General features: G+C 37.5%; 9 protein-coding genes. 8 read left to right on the forward strand and 1 reads right to left on the reverse strand.

Annotation, left to right across the window (positions count from 1 at the left end; genetic code table 11):
• Nucleotides 1-20: 20 nt before the first annotated feature.
• Nucleotides 21-938, reverse strand: coding sequence for a LysR substrate-binding domain-containing protein (locus AC0L5Q_RS18940; protein WP_473613106.1), 918 nt, complete (start codon nt 936-938; stop codon nt 21-23).
• Between the two features lie 146 nt (nt 939-1,084).
• Between AC0L5Q_RS18940 and AC0L5Q_RS18945 the strand changes: the two genes are divergently transcribed.
• From AC0L5Q_RS18945 to AC0L5Q_RS18980, 8 genes are all read left to right on the forward strand, one after another.
• Complete coding sequence (locus AC0L5Q_RS18945) at nt 1,085-2,563, forward strand: SLC13 family permease (RefSeq protein ID WP_473613107.1); 1,479 nt, start codon at nt 1,085-1,087, stop codon at nt 2,561-2,563.
• A gap of 732 nt (nt 2,564-3,295) precedes the next feature.
• Complete coding sequence (locus tag AC0L5Q_RS18950; RefSeq protein ID WP_473613108.1) at nt 3,296-6,148, forward strand: TonB-dependent receptor plug domain-containing protein; 2,853 nt, start codon at nt 3,296-3,298, stop codon at nt 6,146-6,148.
• Nucleotides 6,149-6,381: 233 nt separating this feature from the next.
• Nucleotides 6,382-8,409 (forward strand): prolyl oligopeptidase family serine peptidase, encoded by a 2,028-nt coding sequence (locus AC0L5Q_RS18955; RefSeq protein ID WP_473613109.1) that lies wholly within the window; start codon nt 6,382-6,384, stop codon nt 8,407-8,409.
• 552 nt (nt 8,410-8,961) lie between these two features.
• Nucleotides 8,962-9,861, forward strand: a complete 900-nt coding sequence (locus tag AC0L5Q_RS18960) for an alpha/beta fold hydrolase (RefSeq protein ID WP_473613110.1) — start codon at nt 8,962-8,964, stop codon at nt 9,859-9,861.
• Between the two features lie 159 nt (nt 9,862-10,020).
• A complete protein-coding gene (gene leuC / locus AC0L5Q_RS18965) occupies nt 10,021-11,439 on the forward strand; it encodes a 3-isopropylmalate dehydratase large subunit (protein ID WP_473613111.1) in 1,419 nt (472 codons plus the stop codon).
• The gene (gene leuD / locus AC0L5Q_RS18970) at nt 11,439-12,047 is read left to right on the forward strand and encodes a 3-isopropylmalate dehydratase small subunit (protein ID WP_473613112.1); all 609 of its coding nucleotides are present in this window, start codon (nt 11,439-11,441) and stop codon (nt 12,045-12,047) included. Before leuC ends, leuD begins: the two co-directional genes overlap by 1 nt.
• A 227-nt stretch (nt 12,048-12,274) precedes the next feature.
• Entirely contained in the window at nt 12,275-13,471 is a 1,197-nt protein-coding gene (locus tag AC0L5Q_RS18975) for an alpha-hydroxy acid oxidase (protein ID WP_473613113.1), read from the forward strand.
• A gap of 230 nt (nt 13,472-13,701) precedes the next feature.
• Nucleotides 13,702-16,554: a TonB-dependent receptor plug domain-containing protein gene (locus tag AC0L5Q_RS18980; protein ID WP_473613114.1), complete on the forward strand. Its 2,853-nt coding sequence runs from the start codon at nt 13,702-13,704 to the stop codon at nt 16,552-16,554.
• Nucleotides 16,555-17,169: the final 615 nt, after the last annotated feature.

Genomic DNA, 17,169 nt, shown 5'->3' on the forward strand with positions numbered 1-17,169 from the left:
TACATTTTAGAGATAAATTTTTAGGTTTCTTTTATGTAGTTTTCTAAAAACCTCACACACTCTCTTAGTTTGGCTGAATGTGAAAGTCTGGTTGGGTATACAGCCCAAATATTAGCTTTTTGAGTGTAATTAGGCAGTATCTGTACAATTTTACCTTCAGCTAATAAGTGTTTTACATCCCATAAAGAGCGCATAACTATGCCACGACCTTCTAATGCCCATTGCAAAACAATTTCACCATGATTACTAGATAGGTGCCCGCTAATAGGTAATGATATTTCTTTTCCATCACGATCAAAATGCCAAATACCAAAAGGAGAATTTCGCTCTTTAAGCACAAGGCAGTCGTGATGAGTTAATTCGTCAATTTTTTGCGGCGTTCCACATCGAGCTAAATATTCTGGTGAAGCACAAAGTATACGATTGTTCTCTTTAAGCATTTTACAAATATGTTGCTGAGGAAGATCTTCACCGACTCTAATTTCTAAATCGAAACCTTCTTGAATAATATCAACCGCGCGGTCAAACACTTCTAATCGAACCTCTAGTTCAGGAAATTGTTCTGACAGTTTAGCAATTGCGGGAGCTACATATTTACGACCAAAACCAAAAGTGGTACAAAGATGCAGAAGTCCACGAGGGATATGCTGTGCCTCGGTAAGATCATCAACCATGTCATCAATGTCTGCTAGTATTCTAATGGCCCAGCGTTGTGTACGTTCACCGTCATCGGTAAGTACTATTTTTCGTGTGCTTCGATGAAACAGTCGTGTGTTAAGGTTTGATTCTAAAATACCAATTCGCTTACTAATATAAGCAGGAGATTGGCCTAATTCCTCGGCAGCTGCGGCAAAACTTAACTTACGTATTACTGCAAGGAATACATTTAAATCTTTAGGGTGAGGTAATCCCCTACAAATCGTGTTCTCATCTTTCATATTTAGGTTGTTTATTATGGTTTTCGTAAAGCATATCATAGCTTATTGTAAAATATAGACTATAAATATTAATTCATAGTTACCTGTAACTATACGATTATAATCATAATAACAATGTTATATTCGGTCTGTTTTGGAGCATATTAATGGAAGTTGAACCTTTAGAAGAAAAAAAATTAGAATTTGGAGCAACCAGTCGTTTTCGCTTAATTGCTTTATTGTTAGGGCCTATTATTGCCTTACTTATTATGTTTTTACCTGCACCGCTTGGTATGGCAAAAGAAGCGTGGGTTTTAGTGGCTTTAATTGCTTGGATGGTTATTTGGTGGTTGTCTGAAGCTATACCTATTCCAGCTACGGCGTTACTCCCTATTCCGTTTATGCCACTATTAGGTGTAGGCGATATGAAAGTAGTAGCGAGTCAATATGCTAACCCCATTATATTTTTATTTCTTGGTGGTTTTATAATGGCTGCTGCTATGCAAAAGTGGGGGTTGCATAAACGAATAGCCTTAAAAATTGTTTCTGTGGTCGGTACAAATCCACCGAGAGTTATTGGTGGTTTTATGTTGGCAACGGCATTTTTGTCAATGTGGATATCAAACACCTCGGCGACTATTATGATGTATGCGGTAGCGCTGTCGGTGATCGACTTTGTTGCTCGTAAAACTAACGATGAAAAAATGTTACGTCGTTTTGGTGTCGCCCTTATGTTAGGCATTGCTTATAGCGGTACTATTGGCGGTGTTGGTACATTAATCGGTACGCCTCCTAATGCGTTATTAGCGAGTTTTCTATCTACAAGTTATGGTATTCAAATAGATTTTTTCACTTGGATGAAGTTTGGTGTTCCTGTTGTTTTATTAATGTTACCGCTTGCTTGGTTGTTGTTAACTAAATTTATTTTCCCTGCTGATAAAATTCAAATTGGTAATATTCAAAGTTTAATTGAAAACGAACTAAAAGAATTAGGCCCCATGAGTTATACCGAAAAAGTAGTCGCTGGCGTATTTTTTGGTGCAGCATTGGGTTGGATATTTCGTAAACCTTTGGTGGATTTAACGGGGTTACCAATTAACGATACGAGTATTGCATTAATTGCTGCTTTAGTTCTATTTGCTTGGCCAGTGCCAAAAAGCAGCGGTAAGTTTATTCTTGATTGGGAAGTAGCTAAAGAACTGCCATGGGGAATATTATTATTATTTGGTGGAGGGCTTGCTTTGTCTTTTGGATTTAATAATACAGGGCTTGCTTCATGGATAGGTCAGTTAGTTTCAGGTCTTAATGTAAGTACTTGGCTGCTTGTATTAACCGTTGTTGTTTCAATTGTTTATTTAACTGAAATAACCTCTAACACCGCTTCTACGGCAACGTTTCTTCCTATTTTAGGTGCGGTAGCAATTGGTTTAGATTTAGATCCTCGTACATTAGCTGTACCTGCTGCTGTTGCGGCTTCAATGGCATTTATGATGCCTGTAGCGACACCACCTAACGCCATTGTGTTTACCTATGAAAAAATGCGTTTATTCGACATGATTAAAGCGGGTTTCTTTTTAAATATTATTGCAATTATTGTTACCTGTTTAGTGATGTATCTTTTGGCAGGTGTCGTTTTTGGTATTTAACTTGAACTAGGGGTTGTTGACTTTTTGATATTACTTTCACAGCCCTTTGTGCTCATTTAAAATGAATTTTTCATTGGGCCTACGTGAGTTTTGATACTTAAGTTATGCTGGAATGTATAACTCGTGTTCGCTTTTTTAAGATAATTTAGGATACAAAGCTCACGTGGGGATTAAATTCGTTTTATATTCAATGAAATTCAACCACTAGAGATCAACAGAAGCTCCTCTATTTTTATAAAAACTATGAATATATTCAATTATGACTTTTTATAAGCTTCTTATAAGGATGTAGCAAAATAAACTAGTGTAGAGTAGTTATCGAGAATAATCATTCTTGCAATCATGTCTTTCTGACCTATATTTTATGTACTTAAATTTCGTTGGAAACGTTAAATTTGTGTTTATTAAACATTTAATTAACATTAAGTAGTCAACCAGTTAACAAGTGTTGTATAACATTATGAAAAATAGAGCCTTATTGGCTCTTTTTTTTAAGATTTTTAGCTATAATTGGAAAAGAATGATGCTTGAACTTATTGAACACGAAATGTAATTTATAACTCTACATTTTTACTATTTATTCCCCAAATCTAAGCTTGTAGTGTAGACGATAGTCTCTAATTTTTTTCCGTATAACAATGTTTGGTCATTTAAGAAAACAATAAGATTTTTGCGTGATAGACATAATGAGCGGTAGAAAAATTAAATTAATGTCATTAAGAGGAAATGATTATGTCCTGTAAATCAATAACTACAAAAAAAACACGTTTTAAACTTAATGCGTGTACTCTTTTACTTTTATCGTTAGGTGCATCTGCACAATCTGCTTATGCTGAAGAGGAAGCGACTGAAGCTAAAGAAGCTAAAGTTGAAAGAATCGCAGTAACAGGTAGTCGAATTCAACGACCTGGCTTTGAAACATCAACTCCAGTTAATGTTGTTGGAAAAGAAGCTATCGAAGAATCAGGCTTTTCTAACCTTTATGATGTTTTAAAATCAGTACCTTCTATTGGTGTTGGTTTAGGTAGTGCTAACGCCAGCGTACAAGCGCTTTCAAATCCAGAAGCTGGTGCATCATTTGTTAACCTTCGTGGATTAGGTACAGACAGAAGTTTAGTTTTGATTGATGGTCGCCGTCGTGTTTCAGGTAGTAGTGCCTCATCAGCGGTTGATATGTCAATGATCCCTGCAGGATTGATTGAGCGTGTTGAAGTTATCACCGGTGGTGCATCAGCTGTATATGGTGCTGATGCGGTAAGTGGTGCTGTTAACATGATCATGAAAGATGATATTGAAGGCATCGAAGTTTCAGTAAGTACAGGTGCTTCTACTGAAGGGAGTGGTGGTGAACGCTTAGCTCTTGACTTGGCCAGTGGTTCCGAATTTGCCAACGGTAGAGGAAGCATGGTTTTTGGTATAAGTTACAGTAAAGAAGAGGAGTTGAAAGCTTCACAACGAGACTTTTCTTCAATTCAATTAAATACACGACCAAACCCTGCTAATACAGGCGGTAATGACGGTATCCCAGACGAAATTCATGTCGATGATTTAGGATTGATTTCTTATTCTCCTTTAGGAGCCTTTAATATTGGAGGTAATTATTATACTGACGATAATGGTGTGCGATTACTTGATATGGGCGTTCCATTTGATTCAAGTAGAGGTGCAGGAAATGAAGGTTTTAGACAAGTTGACTACACAAGCTTAAGACAAGAGCAAGAAATTTTAGCGACACGCTTTAGTTTGAATTATGAAGTGTCAGATAATATTAATTTCTTCCTTGATGCGGATTATGGTCAAACGACTACGGTTGGTTCAGGACAACCAGACAATACATCAGCAGGTGATGGTTTTGTAATAAATAAATTGCAACGTGAAAACCCTTTATTACCTGATGATTTAACAGCTCTTATGGATGCTAATGGCGTAACAACGCTTACTTTTAACCGTGTATATGAGAATTGGGGGAATAGAATTCCAACTTTTGACCGTACCAGCACCTCTATTGTTGTAGGTTTTGATGGGTATTTAGAGAATGATTGGAATTGGAATGTTTTCTATCAAGATTCTCGTTATGAAAATAATTCAAAATGGGCTAATTATACGGTTACTGAACGTGTAGCTAATGCTATTGATGTTATTGAAGATCCTCTTACTGGTGAAGCGGTATGTCGTGTTGGTGGTAATTGTGTTCCTATTTATCCTCTTTCACAAGATCCGCTTACGGCAGAGCAAGAAGCATATATTCAGCATACAGTACTTCGTTTTCATAGAAATGAACAACAAGTTATGTCGGCGAGTTTAACAGGTGATGCATTTGAATTACCTGCTGGTGACGTTATGTTTGCTGCTGGATTAGAGCATCGAGAAGAGTCTATTGAAGCTTTAGATGATGGTATAGCACGACAAGGCAACGTTCATTTATTTAGAGGACAAGAGCCTCAAGATGCAGAGCTAACGGTTGATGAAGCGTATTTAGAAGTTGTGATCCCTGTGCTTTCAGATATGCCAGGTTTTAAACAGTTTGATATTGAAGCTGCAATTAGGTACTCAGATTACGATACTATTGGTGGAACAACAGCAAGTAAGCTTGGTTTTAATTGGGCAATATCTGACGATGTTCGTTTAAGAGCTTCTAAAGCGGTTAGTGTTCGTGCACCTAATTTATCGGAATTATTTAGTCCTGGTGTTACTACAGGAGCTTTTTTAACTGACCCTTGTGACGCTACTCAAGTTGATTTGGGTTCATCTACTCGTGAAGCTAATTGTATTGCTTTAGGCTTTCCTACAGGTTGGGTTGATCCTAACTCAGTACCAGCAAAAGAAGTTGTTACTGGAGGAAACCCTGATTTAAAAGAAGAAGAGTCGGATTCATTAGCTATTGGGGTTGTTTTAACTCCTAGTTTTATTGAAAATCTTTCATTTTCAATTGACTATTGGGATATTGAAATAACAGATGCTATCGGTTCTTTTTCTGCTACGGATATTATTAAGAAGTGTGTTGATTCACCATCAACCGACAATGAATTTTGTCCTTTAATAACTCGTGACAGTCAATCATCTATTTCTCGTATAGATGTTTCAAAAATTAACGTAGGTAGCCTTAATGCTCGTGGTATCGATTTTGAAGGTTATTATAAAACTGATGCTTATAATGGAACATTAGCTGTTTCTTTAAATGGCTCATACCTTTTAGATCATGAGCAGTTGATTGATGAGAATGACCCTACAAGTTTATTCATCACAAAAAATGAGCCTGACAACCCTGAGTTCCGTTCTAACTTAAACCTTACTTATAAAGAAGGTGCGTTATCTGTTGGATTAAACACTCGTTACATTGGTTCAACAGTACTTGATGCTAATGCTCTTACGAATGAAACAATAGATACTAATGATGTGCCTAGTCGTATGTATAACGACTTAGTCATTGGTTACGAGTTTGATAATGATTTAAGGTTAACAGCAACTATTACCAATATTGGTGATGTTGAGCCGCCTCGTCGTGAAGTTGTGTTTACTGGTGCTATTGGTAATTACGATAACGTTGGTCGCTTTGTTTCCTTAAGAGCTTCATATAACTTTTAATATTTAAAATATTATTGTTTTAAATAAAAGCCAAGTTTTTAACTTGGCTTTTTTTTCTTAAGATTTATTAAAAATAAATATTGGAAAGGTACATGAGCTATTTTTGTACTTTTAGTACTAAACGCATGAATGAATTGACCTATTTTATACGAAGAATAAATGGTCAATGGGTTATTGCGATTGGAATAACAATAGATATGAGCAATTTTTATTGAAAAATGTGAGCACAAAAGATGAAAAAATACATAACGATACTTATGAGTATTATTGGTTTTAGTTGTTTGAATTCATATGCGCAAACTTCAGCATTTAAGCCTATAGATGTTTTTGAATTAGAGTATGCAGCAGATCCAGAATTTAGTGCCGATGGGAAAAGCATAGTTTACGTGCGTAACTTTATGGACATAATGAAGGATAGAAAACGCAGTAACCTTTGGCGAGTTGATTTTGATGGAAAAAATCATAGACCAATAACTTCAGGATTAAACAATTATGCTAGCCCACGTTTTTCTCCTGATGGGACAAGGATCGCTTTTATTGCCAATGAAAATGGTAAAGCTCATATTTATGTTAAATGGTTAAAAACGGGCGAGCAGTTTTCAATTGCTCAATTACAAAAAGGTATTGGTTCTCTAACTTGGTCGCCTAATAGTGAGATGATTGCCTTTACACAATTTGTTGCCACAAAAAACAAACCCTATATCACGCTGCCAACAAAACCAAAAGGTGCTGAATGGGAAAAAGAAGCGACTATTTATAATGAATTAAAATATAGAAGTGATGGTTCTGGTGATTTAGAGCACGGAAACAAGCATGTTTTTGTTGTTCCTGCCTTGGGAGGAACACCTCGACAACTAACGTTTGGTGAGTTTAATCATAAATCAGTACTCTCATGGTCACGTGATGGTTCAACGCTGTATTTTTCAGCAAATCGTCATGATAATCATGCGATAGAAGTAAGAGATACTGAAATATATTCAGTTGAGCTTGAATCAGGTAAATTAACAGAGTTAACAAATCGATTTGGCCCTGATAATAATCCGGTTGTTTCACCTGATGGCAAAAAAATTGCTTTTACTGGTTACGATGATAAGCGTATGGGATATCACAACGAATATTTGTATGTGATGAACGTGGACGGGAGTGATCGTAAAGCACTTTCTGATAACTTTGACAGAAGTATTAATAGCTTCTATTGGGGAAGTAACAGTAAAGAAATATTCTTTGAATACACGGATAAAGGTTCAGGAAATATAGGGAAGATCAGTTTAAGTGGTAAAGTTACTAAGTTAGTTTCTAATGTGGGAGGCTTATCTTTTGGTAGGCCATATAACGCTGGTTCGTTTGCAGTAAATAAAAATAGTGAACTTGCGTTTACCTTATCAAACCCACTTGATCCTTCAAACATTGCGGTCGCTTCTCGTAAAGGTGGAAAATCAACACAAATAACTGATTTAAATAGTGAACTTCTTAACTATCGAACGTTAGGTACAGTTGAAGAAATTTGGTATAAATCGAGTCATGACGGTACTGATATTCAGGGATGGTTAGTTAAGCCAGCTGATTTTGATCCTAAGAAAAAATATCCACTTATTTTGGAAATTCACGGTGGTCCATTTCTTGGTTATGGCCCAAACTTTGCGGCAGAATTTCAATTAATGGCTAATGCCGGCTATATGGTGCTTTATACTAACCCTAGAGGTAGTAAGGGGTATGGGGCTAAATTTGCTAATCTGATACATCACGATTACCCCGGTAATGATTATCACGATTTAATGTCGGGTGTTGACCATGTTATCTCAATGGGCAACGTTGATGAAAATCGCTTATATGTTACTGGCGGTAGTGGAGGTGGAGTACTTACTGCTTGGATTATTGGAAAAACTAACCGTTTTAAAGCCGCAGCTGTTACCAAAGCTGTAGTTAACTGGACCAGTGCCGCGCTTTATTCAGATGTTCCTTTTCACTTTTCAAAATATTGGTTTGGTGCAATGCCATGGGAAGATCAAGAAAACTATTGGCGTCGTTCACCTTTATCATTGGTAGGCAATGTGAGTACACCAACCATGATTGTTGTAGGAGAGCTTGATGCCCGCACTCCACTTGTAGAAAGTGAACAGTATTATCAAGCATTAAAAATGCGTGAAATAGAAACGAAACTTGTCAGGATGAAAGGTGCATTTCACAATATATCTGCAAGGCCAAGTAATATGATTTCTAAAACATTGCATATTATTAAGTGGTTTGACGAGCATAAGTAATTCTGAACTTCAGTTTATGTATCGCTTTTACTACCCAGTTTGTTATTTTTGAAAGTAGATATCGCCTGCTATTGAGTAATGCTTTTAGGAATTAATATGATTCCTAAAAGCAAGGTATTCCAATAATCGTTTATATCTACAGCGTTTATCTTTTCTCTAAAAAGATCTTGTAATAATGAACCTGAACTCGGTTTAAGAGATCCTTAACAAATTGGAATGTAAGAAAAAATAGTTTTATTTAGCCTCTGGTTTGCTAGTTTTTCTTAACTCAATGCAAATTTCGCGTCAATACTCCTCTATTGCAAGTAAATTTAACGGGAAGTTAGGAGAAATGGTCGCTAGAGAAGCATTTATTAAGCCGAGTTCATATTAATTGAACACAAAATGTAATCCAAAGCTCTACATCTAGTGTATTTATTTCTGATTTGTGAATTCGTAAGATGGGGCATGATATTAAAATTGCTGAGTAGAATATTTTTTTACTGAAGAGTTGCTTTTTTTGGTGTAAATCGATTTACGTTGGCAATAGAAATCAAATTGAAAGGAACAATTATGTTTACCTCATATAAGATTGAAAAGACATTCGTAAACGAGATAAATATTAATTATCGCGTAGGCGGTAATGGTCCTGCGTTATTATTATTGCATGGACATCCTCAAACACATGTTATTTGGCATAAAATTGCCGATACCTTAGCTCAGCACTTTACTGTTGTTGCAGCAGATTTAAGAGGCTATGGCGATAGCGATAAGCCTGAAGCTAGCGATACATCTATTGCTTACTCAAAGCGTGAAATGGCAAAAGATCAGGTTGAATTAATGAAAACATTGGGGTTTTCTGAATTTTCAGTACTTGCTCATGATCGTGGCGCACGTGTTGCACATCGAATGGCTATGGATTCACCAGAGTGTATCAATAACATGATACTACTTGATATAGCACCCACATTAGCTATGTACGAGCAAACTAATCAAGATTTTGCTCGTGCTTATTGGCATTGGTTCTTTTTAATACGCCCTGCGCCTTTTCCTGAATCATTAATTGAAACTGATCCTGAAAACTATCTTCGAAATGTTATGGGCGCACGAAGTGCAGGCATGGCTCCATTTACAGATGAAGCTTTTGCTGAATATTTACGTTGTTTAAAACTTCCTGGCGCAGCAACTGGTTTTTGTGAAGATTATCGCGCGAGTGCAGGTATTGATTTAATACACGACCAAGACGATATTGATGCAGGCAAAAAAGTGTCGTGTCCGCTATTAGTTTTTTGGGGGCAAGAGGGCGTTGTTGGACGTTGTTTTGAGCCTCTTAATGAATGGGAAAAAGTTGCAGAAAACGTTAAAGGTGGAGCACTTCCTTCAGGTCATTATATTCCAGAAGAAGCACCTGATTTACTTTTAAAGCATGCAATATCCTTTATACAAACGGGTCAGTTTAACGGTCTAAATTGATGCGATTAACTGTGATGTTTTTAGCTTTAAAGTCAACACCTAAAGCTCTTTTTAAAAGCGATAAACATAGCAGATATCCCTTTAGCTGCCATTTAAGCTCCCGTTTACTTAGCAGCGCTTTTTTTTAATTTAATTCTAGCTTTTGAAGCGGAGAACTTTATGCATAAGCCAAGAACCCTTTATGAAAAATTAATTAATTCGCATACCGTATGCGAGTTAGACGATAAAGGACATGTTCTTTTATATATCGACCGTCAAGTGTTAAACGAGTATACAAGCCCACAAGCTTTTAGTGGCTTACGTGACGCTAACCGAGATTTATGGCGCCCTAACACATCACTTGCTGTTGTAGATCATGTTAACTCTACTGAGCCTCAACGTGTATCGGTGGGTGCTGAAGAAGGTGGTGCTTTACAAGTTAATTATTTCGCTAAAAATTGTGAAGACTTTGGTATCGAATTATTCGATATTCTTGATAGCCGACAAGGTATCGAGCATGTGGTTGCGCCAGAGCAAGGCTTTATTTTACCGGGTATGTCAGTTGCCGCAGGTGACAGCCATACCACCACTTATGGTGCCTTAGGTGCTTTCGGTTTTGGTATAGGTACTTCTGAAATAGAACACTTATTAGCAACGCAAACACTTATCTATAAAAAATTGAAAACTATGCGAGTTACCGTTACAGGTGCCTTAGGCTTAAGTATTACCTCTAAAGATGTTGTTATGGAGTTAATTCGTAACATAGGGGCGGCAGGCGCAACGGGTTATGCTATTGAGTTTTGTGGTTCTACTATCGAATCGATGAGCGTTGAAGCACGCATGACTATTTGTAATATGGCCGTTGAAGCTGGCGCTCGAGGTGCATACATGGCACCAGATGATGTTGTTTATAATTACTTAAAAGATAAACCTAGAGCACCAAAAGGTGAACTGTGGGAACAAGCCTTAAGCAAATGGCAAGCGCTTTATACCGATGAAGATGCGGTGTTTGATAAAGAAGTCACCATTGATGCAACAAGCATAGAGCCTATGATCACTTGGGGCACAAGTCCAGATCAAGCATCCGTTATTAGCGGTGTAGTGCCAAATCCTAAAGACGATATCGATCTTGCTAAGCGTAAAAGTACAACGCGCGCACTTCAGTACATGGGTTTACAAGCTGGTATTCCAATAAAAGGCATACCTATTACACACGCTTTTATTGGGTCGTGTACTAATGCCCGCATCGAAGATTTACGTCAAGTGGCTGAAGTAGTTAAAGGCCAAAAAATTGCGCAAGGCGTTAGAGCTATGATTGTTCCAGGTTCTTCTGAAGTGCGTGCTCAAGCACAAGCCGAAGGTTTAGCGGATATTTTTATTGACGCAGGTTTTGAATGGAGACAATCAGGTTGTTCTATGTGTTTAGCCATGAACGATGATGTTCTTAGCCCTGGAGATCGTTGCGCGTCGAGTACCAATCGTAACTTTGAAGGTCGTCAGGGAGCGGGTGTTCGTACACATTTAATGAGCCCTGCAATGGTCGCTGCAGCAGCAATTAAAGGTTATTTATGTGACATACGTGATTTGGGGATAAATTAATGGACGCTTTTAACATTGAAGCAGGAAAAATAGCACCATTTATGGCGGCTAATATAGATACTGATGTGATCATGCCTAAGCAATTCTTAAAAGGTATTGACCGCAAAGGACTTGATAAAGGTTTGTTCTTTGACCAAAGATTTCTTTTGTCAGGTGAACCTAATCCTGAATTTGTACTAAATAAACCTCAATGGCAAGGTGCAAAGTTTTTAGCTGTTGGCGCAAATTTCGGTTGTGGGTCAAGTCGAGAACATGCGGTGTGGGGCCTTAAACAATTAGGTATTCGTGCCTTAATAGGCACAACGTTTGCGGGTATTTTTTATGATAACTGCCAGCGTAATGGTTTATTAGTGATTGAATTAGATGAAAAATCAATGTCTCAACTTGGAGAGCAAGTCACTTCAGGTGAGATAAACAATATTGAAATCGATCTACCGAATCAAAAAATTAAGTTATCAGAAAATAATGAAATAAATTTTGAGCTAGATCCCATGCGAAAAGAAGCCTTAATGCAAGGTTTAGACGCTATTGGTAGCACTTTACAACGAGCAGAGGCAATAAAGTCTTTCGAGCAAAAACATTTACTTGAAAATCCTTGGTTGGCCTAGGGCCTGCTTGATATTTCTACATCGTTATAGTGATTTTATGTGGAACAACCACACATCAATCACTATGGCTTGTGTAAAAATCAAACAGGCTGCTGCAAAAATATACCTGAAAGGTTAACAAACCCTGATGTTGTTATAAAAATTATTGAACTGGTTGGCTTGATGTTGTTGTAGATTTTATTTTACTGGTTTTAGTTATCGTGAATTAATTAATTTGAGGTAAGCATATGACATATAAATCATCATTTGAATTGAGAAGAAGGTTTCTTCAGTTCATGGCCGCCAGTCCGTTTTTATATGGTTTTAATGTTTTAGGGCAAAGTATATCGTCACCATATGCACCTCAATATGTTCAAGATGCTAAAGAGGCTGTTAATGTTTTTGATTTTCATGAAGTAGCTAAATCAAAATTATCCCCAGGACATTATACCTACATGGCGCGAGGCTCGGATCATGGTCTCACCCAGCTTGCCAATAGCGAAGACTTCAAAAAAATCAAACTCCGCATGCGTCGTCTCGTCGATGTAAGAAATATAGACACATCAATTGAGTTATTTGGTAAACGCTACACTTCTCCCATCTTCTTATCTCCTTGTGGGAGACAAGCTATCTACCATCCTGAGGCCGAGTTGGCCGTTGCACGAGCTGCTAAAAATAAAGGCGTTGAATTTGTATTATCCACTGTTGGCTCTAGTGCTATTGAGGATGCAAATAAAGCGGCAGGCGAACCTATTTGGTTTCAACTTTATCCTGACACGGACTGGCAAGTTACTCAACGATTAGTAAAGAGAGTTGAAGATGCTGGTTGCCCAGTATTAGTGTTGACGGTAGATATGCCAGCAACTAACCGAGAAGCGCTCGACCGCTTTCATCGTTCAACTAATTCTGAATGTCAAAGTTGCCATTCACCAACGGCCGGTGTTTTGGGTAAAAAACCTATGCTTGAAGGACTTTCTCAAAAATCACGTGGTAAAGGTGGTGCCTTTATGGATTGGCTATTTGTTGAACGTTTAAAGGCGTCAACTTCAATGAAGATTGTATTGAAAGGCATAGTTACCTACGAAGATGCAAAGTTAGCACTCGAATATGGTGTTGATGGCGTTATTGTTTCTAACCATGGTGGGAGAGCTGAAGACAGCGGTAGAAGTACTATTGATTGCTTACCCGAAGTCGTTGCTGCTATTGACGGAAAAATCCCTGTTCTTTTTGATGGTGGTGTTCGACGAGGAACTGATGTTTTCAAAGCTTTAGCATTAGGCGCTGATGCAGTAGGAATAGGGCAACCTTATTTGTGGGGATTGTGCTCTTTTGGTCAATCAGGCGTAGAAACTGTATTAGAGCTGTTAAATCGTGAACTCGAAATAGTGATGAAACAAGCAAGAACAACGTCTGTTGCTCAAATAAATCAAAGCTACATTGTTTGAAAACATTTCACTTTTTTATTGTTTTGTTGGTAAACGCTATCTGAATTTATAGTCCTGAGAGGGTGTATAGCCAATTTTTAAATGAAAAAATAGTGATGTAGTAAATAATTTCACAAGTAAAGGAGGAAATCGTCATGTAAATAACACATAAAAAAAATGTAAAAAAACAAGAAAAATAGGATGTATTAAGCATCTATAAATTACATAAATTACGTTTGGGGGAAGTTATCATGTCATATAAAAAAATTAATAGACAAGAGTTTAAATTAACAAAAGTTGCTTCAAGTTTTTTATTATTATCACTGGTTTCATCGGGAGTATATGCTCAACAAGCTGAAACATCAAAAGAGAAAAAAGAGGAAAGTGTTGAAAAAATCACTGTAACAGGGAGTAAAATTCAACGACTGGGGTTTGAAACATCAACCCCTGTTAATGTAGTGGCAAAACAGGAAATTGAAGAGTCAGGTTTCGCGAGTATTTATGATGTTTTAAAATCAGTGCCTTCAATAGGTGTTGGTTTAGGTAGTGCTAACGGTAGCGCAGGGGGAGTTTCAGATCCAGAAGCCGGCGCATCGTTCATAAATTTACGTGGTTTAGGAACAGATAGAAGCTTGGTATTAGTCGATGGTCGCCGTCGTGTTTCTGGTAGTAGTGCTTCTTCTGCGGTTGATTTGTCAATGATCCCCGCGGGATTAATTGAACGTGTTGAGGTCATCACTGGGGGGGCATCTGCTGTATACGGTGCTGATGCTGTAAGTGGTGTTGTTAACATGATCATGAAAGACAAAATTGAAGGGATGGAGGTTTCTGTAAGTACAGGCGCCTCTACTGAAGGTAGCGGTGGTGAACGCTTCGCCCTTGATTTATCTGGTGGAGCAGAATTTGCTAACGGCCGAGGAAGCATAGTCGTTGGCGTTAGTTATAGCAAAGAAAATGAACTACAAGCTACGCAAAGAGACTTCGGTGAACTGCAACTAAGTTTACGACCAAACCCAGCGAATACAGGCCCTGATGATGGTATACCTGATCAAATCCACCTTCTTGACCAAGCTATTTATGCTTTCTCTCCTAAAGGAGCATTCAACATCGGTGGTACATGGTATACGGACGATAATGGTGTTAGACCAATTGACCGTGGTGTAGATTTTGATAGTCAACGAGGTATAGGCGCAGAAGGTTATAGATCAATAGAATTTACACCTTTAAGACAAGATCAAGAAACACTTGCAAGTCGTTTTAGTGTTAACTATAAAATAGCTGAAGATACTAATTTTTTTCTTGATGCTGATTACGGTATAACCAATACAGTTGGTGCAGGGCAACCTGATAATACAACGAGTAGTGGTGGATTTGCTATAAACACACTCCGACGTGAGAACCCTCTATTACCAGATGACTTAACGGCTCTTATGGATGCAAATGGTTTAACGTCATTTAAATATAATCGTGCATATGCAAATTGGGGCTATAGAGCACCAATATTAGATCGTACTAGTTACTCTATTGTTGCTGGTTTTAACGGCTATTTTGCAAATGAATGGAGCTGGGATATTTCTTTTCAAGATGCCAGCTACGAAAACGAATCGAAATGGGCTAATCATACGCTCCCCGAGTACGTAGAAAAAGCTATTGATGTTATTGAAGATCCTATTACAGGCGAAGCCGTTTGTCGTAGTGGTGGTGATTGTGTTCCTATTTATCCACTTTCACAAGATCCGCTTACGGCAGAGCAATCAGCATATATAGAGCATACCGTCTTACGTCTGCACAAAAACGAGCAACGAGTAATATCAGCAAGTTTATCGGGTGATGTATTTGAACTTCCTGCTGGTGATGTTTTATTTGCCGCAGGGGTAGAGCATAGAAATGAGTCAATAAAAACATTAGATGATGGCTTAGCTCAAAGAAATCAACTGCACTTATTTAAAGGTCAAGAGCCACAAGATGCAGAGTTAAATGTTGATGAAGCCTATGTAGAATTTGTGGTTCCTGTACTTTCAGATATACCGGCTTTTGAACAGCTAGATATTGAAGCTGCTGTTAGGTTTTCAGATTACGATACTATAGGTAGTACTACGGCAACTAAACTTGGCTTTAATTGGACTATATCTGAAGATGTACGTATAAGAGCATCAACCGCGACCAGTGTACGAGCGCCTAATTTATCAGAACTATATAGTCCTGGAGTGTCTGCATCTACTTTTACTACTGATGCTTGTCATATTACTCAAATTGAATTAGGTACGGCTACCCGTAAAGCTAATTGTGCTGCTTTGGGTATTCCTGTTGGTTGGGTAGATCCTGATGATGTTTCTGCAAAACTAGTTGTTACCGGCGGTAACCCAAACTTAAGTGAAGAAGAGTCAGATTCAGTAACAATTGGTGCAGTATTGACACCTAGCTTTATGGATGGTTTTTCTTTGTCGGTTGATTATTGGGATATCGAAATAACAGGTGCTATTGGTACTTTTTCTATTGCCCAAATTATTAATAATTGTGTTGACTCACCAACGCTTGATAATCAGTTTTGTCCATTACTTACCCGTGGTAGTAATTTATCTATTACTAATATAGATGTTACTAAAATTAATGTGGGTAGACTGAATGCCCGCGGTGTAGATTTTGAAGGTTTCTATCGTACTGGTATTTTTGAAGGTAATTTAAGTGTTTCTTTTAATGGCTCATATCTTATGGAGCATGAACAATTAGTTGATGAGAACGATCCTACCAGCTTAATTGTTACTAGAAATGAGCCTAACAATCCTAAATTCCGTGCGAACTTAAACTTTACTTATTCTCAAGATGCATTATCTGTTGGGTTAAAGACTCGTTACATTGGGTCAACAAACCTTGATAATACGGTTCTTACAGATGAGTCAATCGATACTAATGATGTTAATACGCGAATATATAATGACTTAATTTTTGGTTATAAAGTGAACGATGATATGAAGGTGCAAGCAACAGTAACTAACCTGCTTAATGTTGATCCACCTCGTCGTGCAGGCGTATATCTAGGTTCAAGCGGGAATTATGATAATACGGGACGATTTGTGTCTATACGAGCTACTTATAATTTTTAATAAGTTGCCTTAAATTGTCAGGATGATCTAACAGGGGATTTTAATATCCCCTGTTAATTTAATAGGGGGCAGGAAGTGGTTAAAGTACGAGTTGAAACAATAGAGTTGCGCCGTTGCTTTGATGTAATACCTGTTTCATTTGAACAAAATTTATAGCCAAAAGGTCAACACGATCTAGTATAAAAATTTTAATACAAGTAATGAGGAGATTATATTGATATAGATTATATATAAACCCGTTACCACTCAAGATGCGTATTTCAGAGTGCTTGAGCGATATCAATTCAAGGCAATGCTTTGTAATAATGGTCGTTCCCTTATAAAAAGCATTAACGAAGAAGTGATTTTGCTCAAGCGCTTCTTCGATGGGTCTAAAAACAATTTATGCCGCGTTATTAACTTTAGTCAGGGAATAACCATGACGTAAACTTAATGCCTTGCATACATGGATGTATGCACTTAGATTTCGTCTGGAACATGAAATCTGTGCCTAAATTGTTTTTAGTTCCCACTGAAACCTACATCTTGAATGGTTACGGGTATAAACATTAAAGCTAGAGAGGTTCTTGCAAAAGATATTCGTAGTTTTTCTTATTTCAAAAGTAGATAAATATA

This window comes from Pseudocolwellia sp. G5-9 (genome assembly GCF_055808995.1).